Below are 18,003 nucleotides of genomic sequence, written 5' to 3'. Positions count from 1 at the left end.
CCATAAGATCGGGATACCCTAAGGCGACCGAGGGGTGTAAATGACTATAATTGGTATAAAATGACCATGTAGACGAATAGGTATCCAATAATTTTGATAATAATCACATTTAAATTGAAGACTTATGACGATGAAATACTTATTCATTCTTTTAATATTCGCAGTAACAGCATTGGATTCATTTGCAGAACAGTTTTATGTCAATCCATTGGTCGGAAATGATCTAAATTCTGGAGAAAAGTCACAACCTCTAAAAACCATTTTGGAGGCCGCAACACGTATAAATTCAAATCAGGAAAAGGGAACGTCCACGATTGTACTTTCAGTTGGTACACATCTATTGACAGAAACAGTATTATTTTCCAATAATAAATATACTGTCAAAGACCGTCTAATTATCCGGGCCGAAATTATGCCCGATGATGAAGGCTGGACTCCACAGCAGATGCCTGTGATAGTGACAGCTGTACCATTGGTCCCTGGATTTGGTGGAATGGAGGGTAGGGGGATCCAACCTGATGTAAGTCATGTGACCATCGAGGGATTACGATTTACAGGGAGTCCCGATTATTCCTATATGGATGAGGATAACTCACGTCGCTCATACCCAATATGGCGTGATGGTAAACAATTAGATGATTTGGTTGTTACACAATGTCTTTTTGCTGGTAATATTGATGTATTACCATTGCATGTAGGTGTTATTGCCAAAGGATACGGATTAATTATTGACCACTGTGTATTTTTCAATTGTAAAAACCCCGTAGTCTTTTGGAAATCTGAGGGACAGGCAGGAAGCGGTAATGCTATGCGGTATTGTCTGGTATATGGCGGTTACTTTAGTGGTGTCTGGACAACAGATGGTACCAATGGGGATACTTTTGAATTCCATCACAATATTATCGCTAATAGTAGTACGGTATGGGTTAGGGAAAAGGGAAGTACAAAGCAATATAAAGCTTTCGATTGTATTTTTTCTGATTATAATCACCTTGCAGGATACGGGAGTGGCCCTTTAAGAGGTAACAATCCAACGTCATCAGACTTCTTAACAATGGAAAGAGTGATTCTTTCTGGAGAGATACTGATTGAAAAAGATCAAAGTAAAGCGAACTATCTTCAATTGAAGGCGGGGTCTTTTGGTTCAGATCTAGGTGCTGGGCTCTTTAAAAGAAATAGGTAACAGAAAATATATATGCTATGTTAAAGGTCCAATTCTTGTTTATCTTACTTTCATCATTTCTCTTGGATCAGTATGTTGTAACTGGTAGGTTGGTGGACCACCAATATAATCCCGTTACCTATTTTATAGTTAAGGTATATAAGTCTAATCAACAGAAAGAGAAACTAGATAGATTGCGGATAGACACCGTACATCATCAAAATGGAGAATTTAAAATCGGCGAATTAAACAAAGGCAGCTATCTTTTGGAAATCGATGTGCCCGACTATACAGGATATACTATTTCTGTAGATATTAAAGACCGAAATCGTTCAATGCCGGAAATCCAGCTACAACCGACACGGTAAAGTGTACGAAATGCGTCTGTTGATAATCCAGAGCAATTATCTTATTGTCGAAAAAACTAGTTATCGATTGGGGTAAATCTCGAAAAAATGAGGTATTTTGGGATAACTGGGGTTGTCAACCATCTTATAGTTATGTACTGTAGAGTAGGTAGCTATAGTACATCCAGATTTATTCATAATGTTAAAGGCCGTGTAGAATATTCAATTCTCACGGCCTTTTCGTCTTTGTTTTTGCTAAACCTGATGTACCGATGATGGCGCAGATTTGTGTGCTATTCGGATAAGATTTACTTGGGTAGGACGATCTTAAAACTGTGTTTCAATTTCGGGTATACCGATCCACTGCCATTTACGCTGGGTAAAACCAGGATTAACATCACCATCAATTTTAAATCTTCTCAAATCTATGATACGTGTACCACGCCAAGATAAAAATATCCGACGGACAACAATGATGTCATTCAGCGTTAGGGTTGTGGATGGGGTATAATTGGATGCTCTCGAAGCATCATATTTTGCAATAACCGAATTAACAAGTTCCGTGGCATTACCTGGGATCAGTCCGCGTACAACCAATTCGGCACGGATCAATTGCATTTCATCAAAATCGCTGACAAGCAAGGGATCTCTTTCCTTAAACAAGGTCAGTGACCAATGTCCTTTGGCTGCTTTTACAACCGGAACACGGGCTTTGTCAGCTACGGTTTTTGACGCCGCAACCAAACTTGGATCAACGGCCGCATCTCTTGAGTTGATATTTAACGCATTAAAGAAGCCGTTGCTTACAGTGCCTACCGTATTAAGAAAGCTGAAGTTTTCTGTTGCAGTAAACGACTGGTTGATATGCTGCACAGCCAAGGGGTAATTGCCTGTATGGATTCCCAGTTTTGTTAGTAGGGCGTGAAGCAATCGTTTCTCAGCATCACTAGCGGAAGGAAGTGCTTGTTGCCAGTAAGTTTGTGCTTTGGTATAGGCTTCTTGATGGCTGACCTCTTTATGATCGGCATATACGGAATGGCTGCTGTTGCTGACACTGAAATAATCAGCCATCAATAACCATGCATAACCAGCATGTAACCGGGCATTTACCAATGCTGCTTGTTTGATCTTGATACCATCTTCATCTGTTGGATTTAAAGATTCTGCATTGGCAATTGCATCTTCGGCACGTGCACGGTAATTTTGTACATTGGACCACACGCTAAAGAGTGAAGTGTTGTCCGGTGTTAATTTATCATCATCCAATTCCTTGTAAAAAGGAGAGTTTGGAACTGCGGTGGGAACAATTTCATCCACAATAGCACCGGAAGCAACCAGTAGATCCGAAGCAGATGTCGCACCAGCGCGCCATACACCTGCGATGACAGGACCATAGACATAAGTACCTTTTTCGATACGACCAAGCATGGCTATGTTGTTTAGCTGAGATTCATCAATGGTGTTGTCCGGCAGCTTGGTATCATTCACCCACTTGTCACAGGAGGAAAGGGAAAGAACTGCCATACAGACGAATCCTGCTTTCCAAAAATCTTTTATTTTGATAGACATAATCATCATTTTTTAAAAACCAATATTTACACTCATGGCATAACTACGTGGAGCAGGTACTGCAGTCCAGTCGGATGATAGATAGCTGATACCACGCGTACGTTTGCTACCGCCCTGTGAATCTATTTGTGGTTCGATACCGCCATAGTTGGTCGTCAGCCACAGGTTGTTCCCCGTTAGTGACAGTACACAGCTTTTGAATAGGCCATTGGTTTGTTTCTTGGCCCAGGCACCTAAATCATAAGAGATGGTGACATTGCTCAAACGGATGAAATCGGCTTTCTCAATAAAATTACCACGAGGGCCGGCATATTTGGCCAGTTCATTTGCTGTCGCAATATACTCAGATGTGCCTGCTGTCTGTGTAGCGAGTAATGCTTTGAGATCCTCACTTGCCTTTAAGTTATTCCCTTGACTGGCTACATTTCTATTGGATATATTATAGACTTTAGCGCCTTTTGAATAGTTGAACAAAGATTGGATACGGAGGTTATTGACCAACTGAAGATTGAAACCAAATGATCCATTATAGGTAGGGAAAGGTTTGCCCAAAACCTGCGGTGCGCTTTCTTTAGCCCCTGTATATACACCGTTGTTATTGAAATTGGCGCCCTCGGATACACCTGTATAGAAAGAGAATGCAGGGAGTCCCGGACGGATCAGATTGACTGTGTTGATAATGTCATTTCCACCTGAGCTGATGACTTTATTGGACTGGTGATTGAAAATCACGAAGAGGTCCAGACTGTTTTTCTGATTACTGCTGGTAAATACGCGGCTGTTATAAGTCACTTCAATTCCTTTACCGCGGATTTTACCCACATTTTCGGGATAGTCCCCGCTTAAGCTCGAAGGCCAGCCCAAAGATGGCAATAATGTGGTATATACAATCGCGTCACGCGTGTTTTGTAAATAGTAGGTAAAGCCCAAACGCTGTTTGAAAAAGCTAAGATCCGTACCTATCTCAAACTCACCGGTGCGCTCAGGTTTGATATCAGGATTACCTTTACGCAATGGTCTGACCAAGGTGCCAAACGAAGAGTTTTCAATAAGATAGGCTGTCTGCGCATCATTTGGATAAGGTAGACGACCTGACTCACCATAAGCAGCCCTTATCTTCCATTCGTCTATCTTACCTTGCATAAATTCAAACGGTTTCACATTGTAGGCAACACTCACTGTCGGGTACCAGATACTGGCTACATTCCGACCGATCATATTGGATACATCTCTTCTGACCCCGGTATTGATAAACAACTGGTTGTTGTAGCTTAAAAATGCCTCACCATAGATACCATGGGTACGTTTTTCGAAATAGGTATCAGTTGTACCTAAGATTTCAGCTGCCGAGGAGATGTTACTAATTCCCGGTACAGCAAAATTGCGTACGCTGATACCACTGACGGTTTCGGTAGACTTGGTCAGCTGCGATAGTAGGGCTAGATTCAGTTGCCATTTATCGGCTAGGGCAAAGTTGCGCGACAACTTGACATCCCAGTTGATATTTTGGTTTTTACGGTCACTGACCTGTTTGGCACCAGTGCTGTTTGTACCCTGTAGGTAGCCATACGGAAGGTAGTTCAAACCATCGATCCTGTTGAGGTCAAGCCCCACAAGACTTTCCAGCTTGATATTAAAGGGAAGCGTATAGTTTAATTTTACACTTCCTGTAAAGCGGTCATTAGAATAACTTTTCTCAATAGCACGCCAGGTTTCTTCGGAAATAAAAGGCCAAGGCGTCTGATCGCGCATCAGATTCCAGATGGCATCATCGCGTCCTGAGGCAGACTGCGGGATGCTCAATTTACCTTTGACATAGCCCGCGGTGAAACCCAGTTTGAAGTTGTCTTTAGTAAAATCGTATCCGGCACGAAAGGTCTGTCTATTGTCTTTGTTGCCCGGGACAATACCTGAAGTGGTATTGGAGTTGGCCGAAAAGAATACACTGTTTGCCTGATCAAACTGTGCCGATAAATTGGCATAGAACTGATTTTGATGACCGCGATCAAAAAAGTTGTTCAGGGCATCGTTATTGACATATTTTGTGTATTTATTGGCGAGTTCGCTGAAACCGCCTGTATATTTTACGTTTACAGCCACGCCTTTTTTGCCACTCAGACCACGTTTGGTCTGGATAATAACGACACCGTTAGCTGCCTCTGCACCATACGAAGCTGCTGCTGCAGGTCCTTTGATCACATCGATAGAAGCAATATCGTTCATCGGTAAGTCATTCAATGCACTCATAGCTTCCTGTGAAGAGTTTACATCAGCAGTATTACTGCTACCGTAACGTACCCCATCGATAAAGATCAGAGGATCACGTTCCATACTGAAGGTTGCCGCCGAACGAATATCAAAACGGATGGGCATACCCACTTTTCCATTGGTATTGTATACTTGGGCGCCACTAATTCTTCCGTTTACCAGTTCTGCTAGGGAAGAGGGATTACTTTTCGCGACGATATCTGCTGCATCAATATGATCTACATTGGTTCCAATCGCACGTTTGCTCCGTGAATTGGCCAAACTTGCTGTGACCAATACTTCCTCCAGAGCAACACCTGATTCAAGGCTAATCTCGACCTGTTGTCCTTCCTGTACCTTGGGAAAATAACGTTCGAAGCTTTTATAACCAACCATTTTAACCAGCAAAGTCTCACCATTGTGAAGTGCAAGATTAAATTTTCCGTTAGCATCGGCGACAGTTCCGCTTTGGGGGCGCTCCTTGATGATTATACTCGCTCCCGGTACGATCGTACCCGTGCTCTTGTCATGCACGATACCCTGGATATTTTGTGCTTGAAGGGCAAAACAGGAAAGCAAAGTGATGCTCAAAAAAGTAAAAAATTGATACATATGATTTTTATAGACTGTTTTTCTTTATTTAGTTTTGATCTAAATAAGGTGAAATTTTGCGCAAAGGTAATCATATCCTAAGAATTGACAAATTGGTTTTTAACTTTTTTTAACAAAAGAGATCAAGTTAATTCCTTCATTGGGAAGGAATTATTTAAGTAGCAATAAATAATAAGTAGTTTTTGAATAACAAGTATTCTTAAATCAAGTCTTAATAGGTTTAATGTTTGAAGACAAGCTGAACTCACAATTCGTGTTACTCTACCGCTTAAATAAAAAAATCTACTTAGTTAGTAGTCTTTGTTGTGATTTTACTATTTTTGCTGAACTGTTATCACATTACATGTTAGAGGAAGTAATGCGTGTGAGGAGTTTACAATAATAAAAAGTTACATAAGATATTTATAAAGAATTAAAATAGTCAGGGATGCTTTTCGAGGAATTGCGGTTTTCACGTCGTGCGATCTTTTTGGATACAAAAATTCTAAAAACTATCTTTGTCCAAATCAATACATCATGCCTAAGTTGGAAAGTTTGAGTGATGAGGAACTACTCCTTTTGGTTTCCAAGAACCAAGACGGGGCATTTCATATGCTGTATGAAAGATATAAAGCAGCTCTGCTCGTTTACGCGATCAAACGGGTCGGCGAAGAAGCTGGTGAAGATCTGGTACAGGATGTGTTTATTCGCACCTGGAACAATAGATACTCCATCGACTACCAAAATGATTTTAAGGCCTATCTTTTTACGGCACTCAGACGTCGTATTATAGACTATTTTGCTAAGGAAAATAACGCACAGGGCTATCTGGAGGATCTCAGATCTTATGCCAGTGAGTTTGCATTTGACGAAGCTGATGAACACGTCCGCACGCAGTCTTTTCGTGATTCCATTTTCGCTGTACTTCATAGCTACGGCCCGCAATATCAAGCGGTTTTAAAATTACGCTTGCAAGGTTATTCCAATCCCGAAATAGCAGTTATGTTGGGGCTTTCTGAAAAGACTGTACGCAATCAATATTCATCTACTTTAAAAATCATACGCTCTAATTTTTCGTCTTTTTTACTTTTTTTATTTTTTTGAGGGACAATCGTCTGGCAGCGCCGTTTACCTTAGTATAGCAGCATTAGAGCTGAACTAACAATTATTACTATGAAGATCGACGATTCACTTTTCGCAAAGTATCAAGCTGGGGAATGTTCCACGGAGGAAATAGCTTTGGTTGAGCGTTGGTTGGATCAGTTGGACCGTTTTCCTGAACCTCAGGATCGACAGATGTTAATGCTTTTGGAAAATCTGGACAACAAAATGCCTTTTATCAAAAAACGCAAAAAACAATCCAGATGGAAGTGGCTAGCTGCTGCAAGTGTCCTTATTTTGTTGTCAACAACGATCTCTATATATTGGAGCAAACGGGCTGATCATGTGCAGTATGCTAACATCGAAGATGTCAAGGCACCTATAAAATCCAATGCCATTGTCGTACTGGAAAATAATACGGAATACGACTTGGATAAGTTAAAACGTAATGACACTTTAAATGCCGGTGGCTACCGCATCGTTCGGACGAATGACGATCAGATTATCTATCTAACTGGTCCTGCCCAGAAATCAAAAATCGTTTACAATACAATTCGTACGAAAACGGGTGGTACGGCCCATGTACAGCTCGCCGATGGTACTAAGGTCTGGCTGAATACGAATAGTGAACTGCGATATCCAATTTGTTTTACAGGTGATATTAGAGAGGTGGCGCTACGGGGCGAGGGTTATTTTGAAGTTGCCAAACAAGAGCGAAAGGGTAGAAGAGTGCCATTTTTTGTACGCGGCAATACGCAGACAATCCAGGTACTGGGAACGAAATTCAACGCGAATTTTACGACCAATAATGAAACAGCCCTGCTTGAAGGTGCCGTGGCTTTCTCCGATCAGGGATCACGTTTGGAACAGCGCAGAAAGGACCAGTTTTCCGTACGAATCAGGCCGAATCAGGTATATGATGGAAAGAATATTATCGAGGCCAGCGATATTACCCGTTATATCGACTGGAAAGAAGGCTATTTTGATCTGAATGACCTTAATGTTGGGCAGCTGTCCCGAAAATTAAGCGCTTGGTATGGGGTGGAGATCAAGGTCGACAATCGTTTGGCACAAGTACAGCTCTTCGGACGTGTGCGGCGTGATAAAAGCCTCAAAGAGGTGTTGGACCTGATGGGACAGGTGCATCCGATGAATTATACTATGAAAAATAATTACATATACATCAAATAGAGGAACGACGAACTAACAAAAACTAACCTTATGAAAATGAAAGTTTACCATTTTGAAAAAAGAATGGCGGCTACCGGTTTGCCCAAAGATGTCGGTAAATGTCTATCGAGGTTGATGCTGGGCGGACTGCTTTTATCGGGCTTCGTGGGGACGGCCATGGCGCAGCGCATTACACTTAAAGAAAGCAAAAGTTCCATGTATTCGGTCCTGGAGAAGATCCGGAAACAGGCAAATGTCGATCTGATCGGTGACTTAGCCTTATTAAAAAATAGCAAACCGATCAATATTCAGGTGAAAGACAAAGATATCGAACTGGTGTTGCGGGAAATCGCTGCCGGGCAGGATGTTGATTTGATTTTTCGAAATAATACGATCCTGGTACGCCGGAAGGAATCATTACCAAATACATCAAACACTAATCAGCCTAACCGACAAAAGCGTCAAATGACCGAGCAGCGGCAGATGCGGGTAGAAGGACGTGTAAGGGATGCTGCGGGAAAACCTTTAGCTGGGGTGTCCATAAAAATTATGGGGAGCACACGTAATGGTGTTTTATCTGGCGAAAATGGCCAGTTTTATGTCATTGTCAATGAACCATTGGAACTGCTGTTTTCGATGGTAGGTTATGAAAGCCAGCAGGTCAAAGTGGTTTCGGGGGAGCCGCTACAGGTGACCATGCGTCAGGTCGAGAATAAAATTGATGAAACAGTCGTAACGGGCTATACCCGGGTGCGCCGTGATAATTTTACAGGTGCGGCGACGATGGTGACGCGGCAGGAGCTGGAAAAGTTCAATTCCACAAACATCTTTACGGTACTGCAGGCTTTGGATCCTTCTTTTAAGGTAGACGAACGGGTAAATGCGGGCTCCAATCCCAACGTGATGCCACAGATCAACATTCGGGGTGTCTCCAGTGTAGGGGAATATGCCGTCAATGCACCATTGATTATCATGGATGGTTTTGAAGTGCCGATTACTACTTTGTACGACATTGATGTTAACCGCATTGAAACAATTTCCATTTTAAAGGATGCGAGTTCTACGAGTTTGTATGGTTCCCGTGGCGGGAATGGGGTGGTTGTTATTGAAACCAGATTGCCTAAAGATGGTAAGTTTACGGTAACCTATGACATGAAACCATCGGTGTCTATGGTCGACCTTTCGGATTATAACCTCATGAATGCGACTGAGAAATTGCAGTATGAAAAGCTGGCGGATTTATACAGATCAAAAACCGGCGATGCGGCATGGGATCTGATTCAGCAGGAGCATTATGATAATCTATTGACCAAACGTGAACAGGATGTGTTGGGCGGAGTGAATACCTATTGGCTGAAGCAACCGGTGCGAAATACACTTTCCATCAATCATAGCCTGCGGATGGAAGGCGGGGGGAATGGTGTGCGTTATAGCCTTGAAGGCGGTTATTTTGATAACAAAGGTGTTATGAAAGAGTCGGGGAGAACACGTGGAAATGCAGGTTTTACGCTGATCTATCGGATACCTAATGTAATTACATTCCGCAATGTGGCCACCTATATCTATACGAAAGCATACGATAGTCCTTACGGGAGTTTCAATACTTATACCAAACTCAATCCCTATGAGAAAATTTATGATGAGCAAGGGCAGTACAACATCCGTTTTGGGGAACTGGGACAGTGGTATAGTTGGGGATCAACGATGTTCAACCCCCTCTATAACGCAGGACTTGGTTTCCGTAGTGATCAGGTAAGCCAAACCTTGCAGAACAATATGTCCATTGAATGGTTTGCGTTGCCCCAATTAATTGTTAGGGCTTCTGGAACTATCGTAAGGACAAGCGCCGATATAGACAAGTATAAATCACCTTTTCATACGGATTACACCAATATTACGGATGCTAATCTGAAAGGTTCATATACGTTTGGAAACCAGAATTTTACCAAATACGAAGGAAAAGTAGATATGCAATATTCCAACAAATTCGGCAAACATCAGCTTGTGGCAAACGCCATTGCAGAAATCCGGAAGCAGAATACCGTTGGTAATCTGAATACGGTGACAGGCTATGTGGACGATCGGTTTATGACGCCTCAAATGGCGTTGCAATATGCTGCCGGTTCATTGCCTGAATCGACTTCGTTACCTGTACGTTCGGTCGGATTTTTGGGTTCCTTGTTTTATACTTATGACAATAAATATAATGTCAGTGGCACGCTGCGTTCGGATGGCGCTTCAATTTATGGTAGTCAAAATCGTTTTGGAACTTTTTGGAGTGCCGGATTTTCTTATAACATGCATAACGAGGAATGGTTTAAAAATGATTTTCTTACAAGATTACGCTGGTATTTGAATGCGGGTACCTCAAGTACGGTCAGTGAATTTAATGTGGGCATGGTGAGTACATCGTACAACTTTTTGTCGGGACGTAATTATTATAATCAATATGCTGCAATCTACAGTGGACAGGGAAATCCGGCCGTACGATGGCCTGAACAACAGCAACGGAGCGTAGGGGCGGAATTTGGCATCAAAGGTGATTTCCTGAAAATTGATGTTTCTTTTTATGACCGGATTACCAACCGTATGATTTCCACTGTTAACGTAGCTCCATCCTTTGGTTTTTATGATAATAAATTTTTTCAGAACCTAGGCAAAGTACAGAACAGAGGATTCGAAGCGATGGCCAACATGCGGCTGCTCAATAATCCGGCAAAGGATTTTAGCTGGTACCTTTCGCTCGGGGCAGTACAGAACAGAAGCAAATTGAAGGAAATATCCAATGAACTGCGTACGCTAAATGAGTCGCTAGTCAAAAAAGATGAAAAGGGCAATGTCATACAGCCATCGCAATATTATCAGCAGGGGCAGTCCCTCGGAGTTATCCGCGCGGTACCTTCCCTCGGGATAGATCCCGCTAATGGTCGTGAATTGTACCGGGATCGGAATGGTGATGTTACCTATGTTTGGGATGCCAATAATCAACAGGTCGTAGGCAATACCGAGGCAACTTTATACGGTAATGTCGGTACCTCGGTCAACTTTAAAGGACTATCGGTGCAAATTATTGGTAACTATTCCTTGGGCGGGGATATTTACAATCAAACCCTTATGGATAAGATCGAAAATAATATCGCTTTTCAAAATGCGGATCGCCGTGTATTGGAAGAACGATGGAAGCAGCCTGGTGATAAGACGAAATACAAGGCTATTGGTGATCAGTCTTTTACGCAGCCTTCGAGCCGTTTTATACAGACCGAATCGTACCTCCGGCTTTCGACGATCAATATCAATTATTCATTCAGTAATGAAATCCTCAAACGGTATAAGTTGGAAAGGTTACGGCTTAACTTCTCCATGAACGATATGTTCCGCTGGAGCACGGTACGCATGGAGCGGGGCATAAGCTATCCTTTTGCCCGAGAATTTAATTTTGGTGTAATGGTTCAATTTTAAAGCATGAAAAAGTTACTAATTGCCGTCGTGATGCTCGGTTTATTGTCGAGCTGCGAAAAGTTCTTAAATGTAAACCCAACGGATAAGGCCTATGAAGAAGATCTGCTCACCGATCGTTCAGGTTTCAACGCGGCGCTTGCGGGGGTATACGAAACATTAAATACGGATACGCTGTATGGCCGGGAGATGAAATATGGTTTTATGGAAAGTCTGGTGGGGTCATATAATGTGACTAATTCAGCCCATAAATATTATCGTTCCTTTCGTTATGAGTATAATTACGATGAGCCGAAGAAAGTGATCGATAACATCTGGGCGAGGTTTTACCAGTGTATCAATCAGACGAATATTATCCTGGGAAATGTAGGCCGTATTGAAAATGATCCCTACTACAATTTGGTGCGTGGTGAGGCAATCGGGCTAAGAGCGTTCTGTCATTTTCAGCTGTTAAAACTGTTTGGGCCAGCCGTTTCGAGCGAAGGGATTGAGGCGAAAGCGATCCCTTACCGGACTGCGGTTGTTTATTCAGCTACTAAATTTTCCTCAGCAGCGGAGGTGATCGCTTTGCTGGAAAAAGACCTGTCCGAGGCCCGGGATTTACTGGAAAAAGATCCTATTCGGTCCAATGCCCGTAATGCCAATTTAAATCAATTTGCCTATGAGCCATACAATAGCCTGATTGATTACCGGGGGATCCGAATGAATTATTACGCTATTGTCGCGCTACAGGCCATGGTGGCACAGTGGAAAGGTGATCTGGTCAACGCCGGGAAATATGCGGAAGAGGTTATTACCGAATTGAAGACAACACAAAGCATTCGGATGGCACTTTCCAGTGAAAATGGATCTGTGGGAAATACACGTATGCCCATGGAAAATATTTTTGCTTTGTTTTCCAGTAGGTTAGGGGCAAAGGTAAGCACTGTTTTTGCTCAGGCGGATGCGACAACAACAAGCTCGACTTCACCGTTTTTATTTCCCAATTATACCTGGTTGCGTACGAATCTTTACAATAGCTCGGTCCATGGCTCACTCAATGATGCACGTCTCGCTGGTTGGTTCGTACAGCCCAATACCTCTTATCCCTGGAAACTGTCCAAGTACTTGTTTGATCAGACTCGTCTGCCTTCAGACATGAATTACAGACCTTTGTATGAAAGTAAGGTGATTGGCTTGCATACAATTTATATGATTGCAGCTGAAAACTATGCTTCCATCAACCCGGCCAAGGCAATGGAATATCTAAACCTTGTCCGTAATACAAGAAATATTACCACGGATCTTGCCCTGAGCGCGGATATGACCACACAAAAGATCAGGGACCTAATATTTGACGAAATGCGTAAGGAAAATATTGGCGAGGGGTATTTATTCACAGAATATAAGCGCCTCTTTCGGCCGATAGATCGAGCCACTCCGGTACAGCCTAAAAATGAGATTTTCAGGCTACCGATTCCAGCGGATGAATTGTTGTATAATCCTCAAAATTAATCAAAATGAAAAGATATATTTTGCTTTTTTGTGCTACCGTTGTACTGGGAGCCTGTAACAAAAACGACAACATGCTTCAGTTTGATGCCGGGCAGAGCTACATTTATTTTGCTTATCCGAATGCCAATACTCGAGCAGCTGAAAAATACATTGATAGCGTATATTATGGTTTTGCGCTGGACACCGATCTGCAGCGCAAGGAAAAGACAATTGCGGTACCTATTCGGGTGGGTGGGGAGTCAAGATCCAATAACCGTACCTATGCTTACATCGTGGAAGATTCTTCCCGATATGAACCTAATACGGTGAAATTCTCTTCTCCGGTGATGGGGGCAAATAACTTTGTGGATACGCTGTTTATCACATTCCAGCGCTCCATCAAGATGAAGACCGAACCGACAGTACTCTATTTGCGGTTGGAGGGAAATAGTGAATTTGTTCCCGGGAATGTATACAATCAGAAAATAAAAATTGTCGTTGATGACATTCTGAACGAACCTTTATGGTGGAATACCTGGAAGAATTATTTCGGGCCGTATCAAAAGGAAGTATTTCAGCAATGGATGCAGATCTATTATCTCGGAGCAGATCCATCGCCTGACCTTTACACAGCCGCGCCGGGTCCGGTATATTATTGGAATAATATGCCTACCTCAGCCAATGGAAGCTGGTATCCTGTGACATTTAACTATATCCAGGTGCTCAAGCAGTATTTTATCGACCATCAGGTGTATCCGAACGGCGATAGTACGAAAGAACGAATTCAATTACCTTAACGCTCAAGCAGATGAACTTAAAAAGTCTAACTTATATCCTGTTCTTGGCAATTTTTCTATTTGAAGGCTGCTCCAAGGATTTGGGCAATTATGATTACAAAGATGTGAACGCCATTGCGATCGCCGGTTTATTGGATAATAGTCATCCCACGGGGCGGATCTATGAAATTCCTTTTCATGACACCGTCCGATTGAACCCTACTGTCATGGGCTCATTGTCAGGCAGTGATACCAGTGCGCTGACTTTTGAATGGAAGGTGGATTCCGTAACAGTAAGCAAAACGAAAAACCTTTTCTATGTAGCGAATAAACGCTATGGGAAGATTTCAGCAGAGTTTCATGTCACTGACAAATCAACGGGTACGACAACAAGCTATAATTGCTTTTTGAATATTGTGAATCCCTATAAATGGGGCTACTATGTTTTGACCCAGAATAAGGCGAAAGATGCTTCGCTCTATTGCTTATCCAGTATTTCCAAAAAATCCTCGTTTGACCAGGTCCTGCTATCCAACTTGGATAAGTTGGGGAAAAACCCTCTGTCCATCAGCGGAACAAAAAAATACGGTGCCTCGTCTTCGGACTTTTATAATGTTTTGACCATTGGTGTTCAGGATGCTGTAAATCCCGTGGTAGTTATTGATTCCCGTGAGTTTGTTCCCACTTTATTGTACAATTCGTCAAGTTACGTAGGGGGCGGAGATTTTGTGTTCCGCCCGACTCAGGTACAGGCGGATCTCTATAATGAGGTGATCTATGCGGTCAATAAAGGTAAATTTCATGTGTTAAGGAAAGGTACAATTGCACTTCCAGCATTTATCAATGATCCTTCGGACTATAAAATAGCTCCAAATGGGGTTGCTACACCACTTGGAAACGGGCGGTATTTTATGAGTATATACAACGAAAACAATAAAAGAGTGCGTGTCTGGGATAATGGGGTGACCAGTAACGAATATAATTATGTGAATGACTATAAGGAAATTGCGGGGCAGGAATTGATGAACGGAAAAACATTCCTGGCCTGTAGCTATGCTAATATCCCATCGATCAACCATATTTATCTCTTTAGACAAGATAATCAACTGTATTCCTATCGTTTGGATTATAGCGCCGATTATAAACCAAAGGCTTTCAGCCAGCTGGGAACTGCCACAGTGCCCACATCTAGTCAAATCGGTTATGTTTATTTTGATGGGCGGACAAGCAGATGGTATATGGCGGCGGGCAAGACTATTTATATGGCGTCTTATTTAGGGGTAGAATTTCAAAAATATGTGCAGCTACCATCGGATGCCACGGGTGATATTGTCAAGTTTAAGATTCTGGACGGTAAATTGATGATTGCCACGAATGATCCTACAGCGAGTAAACCCGGTTCAATTTATATCTATAACGCCAATACAATGGCATTGGAACAGGTTCACAAACATGTTGTTGATGAAATTGTCGATGTACATTTAGGCATACTGGTAGAATAATGAGATAAAGGGTAAAATATAAATTCTCGCAGAATGATTAAAAAAATAGATAAATCTAAAAACATGAACTTAAAAACATTAACATTAGCGATTCCCCTGTTGTTTTTGGGGAGTCAAGCCACTTTTGGACAGCTGGCAGCAAAAAAAGGAGTTACACAGGATGAACTTTATAAACATTTAAATGGATTGTTCCAACAGGGAACAGCGGAGTCCAAAGCGGAGGTTTTGAAGGAAGCCGATTATTTGGCGAAATCAAAAAAAGAGGAAGACCAACTGCTTGCGGGACGCATCTATACTGGCCTGGAAAAAAATGATAAGGCAGAAGCCATTAAAAAGAGTATCGGCAAGAAGTTTCCCAAAGGAATAACAGCTCGAAACGAAGCCTTTGGCAAGCTGTTTGAAAAAAATGAACTGACAGCTGCGCAAGCAGAGGCGGAGTATATTCGTTTAAGCAAGCAATTTCCTGAAAGCAGTTACGATGAAAAAAACAAGGGAATATATGGATTTGCCATGGGGACCGTCGCTCAGCAGTATGCAAAGGAGAAAAACCTTGATAAGGTGAACAGTTACTTAGATCAGCTGAGATCCACAGCAAATTATACAAATGCTGTTTTCGCGATTGGCCAGGAGCTAAACCGGCAAAAGGAATATGTCTTCGCGCAAAAAACACTGGAACCAGTTTATCTTAATCTCAGCCAACAAAAAACGGAAGGTCAAAAAGGAAATATAGGACGGCAATATCTGGGTGGTATTAGTCTACAATATGCGGAGGCCTTGTTAGGCAATCAACAGGTAGACAAAGCCTTGGATATATTAGCGAAAGTGCACCGCGAATTACCCTCAGAAACGGCAACCATAGCCTATGCTAAAGCACTGGAAGCGAAAGGAAAAAGCTTAGATGCTTTTCAGCTCATGGAGACCGAAGTTATTAAGAACGGAAAAGAACCTGAATTAATGGCCGAATTGCTGCCCTTGTATAGCAAATTGAACAATAACCTATCGGACACGACTACCTATCTCAAAGACTTAAACGGGCGCATTGATGAAATGCTGGTTTCAAAATTGAAATCTGAGATGGTCAAAAAAGAGGCCGCACAATTCTCACTTGTAGATCGTTCTGGTAAAGAAGTTTCCCTGGCAAGTATGAAAGGTAAGGTTGTAGTACTTGATTTCTGGGCAACCTGGTGTGGTCCTTGCAAAATGTCCTTTCCCGGAATGCAAGCTGCGGTAAACAAATATTCAAATGATCCTGATGTAGCCTTTTTATTTATCAACACATGGCAGAAAGAGGAGAACTATAAAGAGTTGGTCAATAATTTTATCAGCGAAAATAAATATAGTTTCCATGTTTTATTTGATGAAATGAAAGAGCGGGATAAGTCTGTTGTTACCGCATATGGTGTTAAAGGTATCCCTACTAAGGTTATTATTGATAAAGACGGTTTCATCCGTTTTCAATCTTCGGGTGGAGGAGCTGACGTGGAAAAAATTGTTCATGAAATCTCAACGAAGATCGAACTCGCAAGAAAGGGATAATTGCTCCAAGACAATAGCATAAATCTACGATAACAGCGTAAATCTAATGAAATCCGTAGCTTTCTTCTTTAATAGATGGCTGCGGATTTTTTTAAGAAAGGTGTCTTATTTGAGAGTAACATATTTACTGCACAAATTTGGAAGTTATCCCTCTTTTTTTGATATAGAAATTTAATGCCCGTCCAGCCACCTTTGGCTGGTCGGTACTCAAGATATCGGCACCGCGTTCAATAAAACTGGCATACAATTGAAATCCTTTCTTGGTAGCTTGTTTGTCAAGATTACCTTGGGTGCCCAAAATACACATAATCCCATGATCATGCAATACTTTGGTAAGCTCAGGATCAGCTTCTCGTGTGCCCACGAAGGCTAACAGCTTATTGTCAGGGATATCTTTTTCGTTGAGGCGGGCGAGGTCATCGAGGTTCTTCACAGAAGCGGATATCATTAGATCCCCGGCTAGGTTATGCACTTTGCCAGCCTGACCAGCACTATAAGTGATGATAACAACACTAGATTCGGCACGTTGCTGACGGATGACATTGATCACCGATTCGTAGGGAACATCATTTTTTATGTCTAGCGTAAATATGACCTTTCCTTTTCCCCAAGCGAGTGCTTCATCAAGAGTGGGGATCTTGTAAGGTGTTATTTTCTTGTTGTTGTCTACCAAACGCAATTTTTTGAGTTCGGCCAATGTGTGTTCACTGACAGATCCACGGCCTGTGGTGGTGCGGTTGAGCGTATTGTCATGCATGAGTACCAATGCAGAATCTTTGCTCAATCGAACATCACACTCCACAATAACAGGTTGTAGACCGGCATTGTAAGCAAAGGTCTCTAATGCATTTTCCGGATAGCCGGAAGTGGGGCCACCACGATGCAGGCTGACTAGTGGAAAACGATTATCATCATAGGTCAGAAATTGATAGAGATCTTCTACGGCCGTCAGCTGAATGCGCTTGCCCACAGGTAAGCCTTCGGTATCACCGCTGTGGCGAAAACAGCTGCTGACAAGTAGTATACAGCTCAAGAGTGAAAAAAAGAAGTGTGGGCGTATGCTCATTATTAAC

At 42.2% G+C, this 18,003-nt stretch carries 12 protein-coding genes; 9 read left to right on the top strand and 3 right to left on the bottom strand.

The genetic code is table 11. From position 1 onward, the window contains the following. The first annotated feature begins 130 nt into the window (after nt 1–130). Together LC454_RS06405 and LC454_RS06400 are read left to right on the top strand one after the other, a co-directional pair. A complete protein-coding gene (locus LC454_RS06405) occupies nt 131–1,183 on the top strand; it encodes a hypothetical protein (protein ID WP_223580770.1) in 1,053 nt (350 codons plus the stop codon). A gap of 17 nt (nt 1,184–1,200) precedes the next feature. Then, complete coding sequence (locus tag LC454_RS06400) at nt 1,201–1,530, top strand: hypothetical protein (RefSeq protein WP_223580768.1); 330 nt, start codon at nt 1,201–1,203, stop codon at nt 1,528–1,530. A gap of 306 nt (nt 1,531–1,836) precedes the next feature. On the opposite strand, the gene LC454_RS06395 is transcribed toward LC454_RS06400, so the two are convergent. Both LC454_RS06395 and LC454_RS06390 read right to left on the bottom strand, forming a co-directional pair. Further along, nucleotides 1,837–3,078 carry a hypothetical protein gene (locus LC454_RS06395; RefSeq protein ID WP_223580766.1) on the bottom strand — a complete coding sequence of 414 codons (1,242 nt, stop codon included), beginning with the start codon at nt 3,076–3,078 and terminating at the stop codon, nt 1,837–1,839. A gap of 12 nt (nt 3,079–3,090) precedes the next feature. Then, nucleotides 3,091–5,937, bottom strand: coding sequence for a TonB-dependent receptor domain-containing protein (locus tag LC454_RS06390; protein WP_223580764.1), 2,847 nt, complete (start codon nt 5,935–5,937; stop codon nt 3,091–3,093). A 516-nt stretch (nt 5,938–6,453) separates the two neighbouring features. Here LC454_RS06390 and LC454_RS06385 point away from each other — a divergent pair. The 7 genes from LC454_RS06385 (at nt 6,454) to LC454_RS06355 (ending at nt 16,930) form a co-directional block, all read left to right on the top strand. Then, nucleotides 6,454–7,020, top strand: coding sequence for an RNA polymerase sigma factor (locus LC454_RS06385; RefSeq protein WP_223580760.1), 567 nt, complete (start codon nt 6,454–6,456; stop codon nt 7,018–7,020). Between the two features lie 69 nt (nt 7,021–7,089). After that, nucleotides 7,090–8,208 (top strand): FecR family protein, encoded by a 1,119-nt coding sequence (locus LC454_RS06380; protein ID WP_223580759.1) that lies wholly within the window; start codon nt 7,090–7,092, stop codon nt 8,206–8,208. A 30-nt stretch (nt 8,209–8,238) separates the two neighbouring features. Next, nucleotides 8,239–11,646: a SusC/RagA family TonB-linked outer membrane protein gene (locus LC454_RS06375; protein WP_223580758.1), complete on the top strand. Its 3,408-nt coding sequence runs from the start codon at nt 8,239–8,241 to the stop codon at nt 11,644–11,646. 3 nt (nt 11,647–11,649) lie between these two features. Then, nucleotides 11,650–13,137 (top strand): RagB/SusD family nutrient uptake outer membrane protein, encoded by a 1,488-nt coding sequence (locus tag LC454_RS06370; RefSeq protein WP_223580756.1) that lies wholly within the window; start codon nt 11,650–11,652, stop codon nt 13,135–13,137. Nucleotides 13,138–13,142: 5 nt separating this feature from the next. Continuing rightward, nucleotides 13,143–13,913, top strand: coding sequence for a DUF4843 domain-containing protein (locus tag LC454_RS06365; protein ID WP_223580754.1), 771 nt, complete (start codon nt 13,143–13,145; stop codon nt 13,911–13,913). Nucleotides 13,914–13,924: 11 nt separating this feature from the next. Beyond that, nucleotides 13,925–15,394, top strand: coding sequence for a PKD-like family lipoprotein (locus tag LC454_RS06360; RefSeq protein ID WP_223580752.1), 1,470 nt, complete (start codon nt 13,925–13,927; stop codon nt 15,392–15,394). 63 nt (nt 15,395–15,457) lie between these two features. Beyond that, on the top strand, nt 15,458–16,930 hold the full coding sequence (locus LC454_RS06355; protein ID WP_223580750.1) for a TlpA disulfide reductase family protein: 1,473 nt from the start codon (nt 15,458–15,460) through the stop codon (nt 16,928–16,930). A 124-nt stretch (nt 16,931–17,054) separates the two neighbouring features. Here LC454_RS06355 and LC454_RS06350 read toward each other — a convergent pair whose 3' ends face one another. Continuing rightward, nucleotides 17,055–17,996 carry a glycerophosphodiester phosphodiesterase family protein gene (locus tag LC454_RS06350; RefSeq protein ID WP_223580748.1) on the bottom strand — a complete coding sequence of 314 codons (942 nt, stop codon included), beginning with the start codon at nt 17,994–17,996 and terminating at the stop codon, nt 17,055–17,057. Nucleotides 17,997–18,003 lie beyond the last annotated feature (7 nt).

Origin of the sequence: Sphingobacterium sp. GVS05A, assembly GCF_019969845.1 — a bacterium.
Taxonomy (GTDB): Bacteria; Bacteroidota; Bacteroidia; order Sphingobacteriales; family Sphingobacteriaceae; genus Sphingobacterium.
The sequence above is the reverse complement of the archived record's forward strand: the minus strand, read 5'-3'. Positions and strand labels throughout refer to the sequence as shown.

Bases quoted from the DNA above. Each gene is read 5' to 3' on its own strand.
- LC454_RS06405 (WP_223580770.1), top strand. From the start codon at position 131: ATGAAATACTTATTCATTCTTTTAATATTCGCAGTAACAGCATTGGAT.
- LC454_RS06400 (WP_223580768.1), top strand. From the start codon at position 1,201: ATGTTAAAGGTCCAATTCTTGTTTATCTTACTTTCATCATTTCTCTTG.
- LC454_RS06395 (WP_223580766.1), bottom strand. From the start codon at position 3,078: ATGTCTATCAAAATAAAAGATTTTTGGAAAGCAGGATTCGTCTGTATG.
- LC454_RS06390 (WP_223580764.1), bottom strand. From the start codon at position 5,937: ATGTATCAATTTTTTACTTTTTTGAGCATCACTTTGCTTTCCTGTTTT.
- LC454_RS06385 (WP_223580760.1), top strand. From the start codon at position 6,454: ATGCCTAAGTTGGAAAGTTTGAGTGATGAGGAACTACTCCTTTTGGTT.
- LC454_RS06380 (WP_223580759.1), top strand. From the start codon at position 7,090: ATGAAGATCGACGATTCACTTTTCGCAAAGTATCAAGCTGGGGAATGT.
- LC454_RS06375 (WP_223580758.1), top strand. From the start codon at position 8,239: ATGAAAATGAAAGTTTACCATTTTGAAAAAAGAATGGCGGCTACCGGT.
- LC454_RS06370 (WP_223580756.1), top strand. From the start codon at position 11,650: ATGAAAAAGTTACTAATTGCCGTCGTGATGCTCGGTTTATTGTCGAGC.
- LC454_RS06365 (WP_223580754.1), top strand. From the start codon at position 13,143: ATGAAAAGATATATTTTGCTTTTTTGTGCTACCGTTGTACTGGGAGCC.
- LC454_RS06360 (WP_223580752.1), top strand. From the start codon at position 13,925: ATGAACTTAAAAAGTCTAACTTATATCCTGTTCTTGGCAATTTTTCTA.
- LC454_RS06355 (WP_223580750.1), top strand. From the start codon at position 15,458: ATGAACTTAAAAACATTAACATTAGCGATTCCCCTGTTGTTTTTGGGG.
- LC454_RS06350 (WP_223580748.1), bottom strand. From the start codon at position 17,996: ATGAGCATACGCCCACACTTCTTTTTTTCACTCTTGAGCTGTATACTA.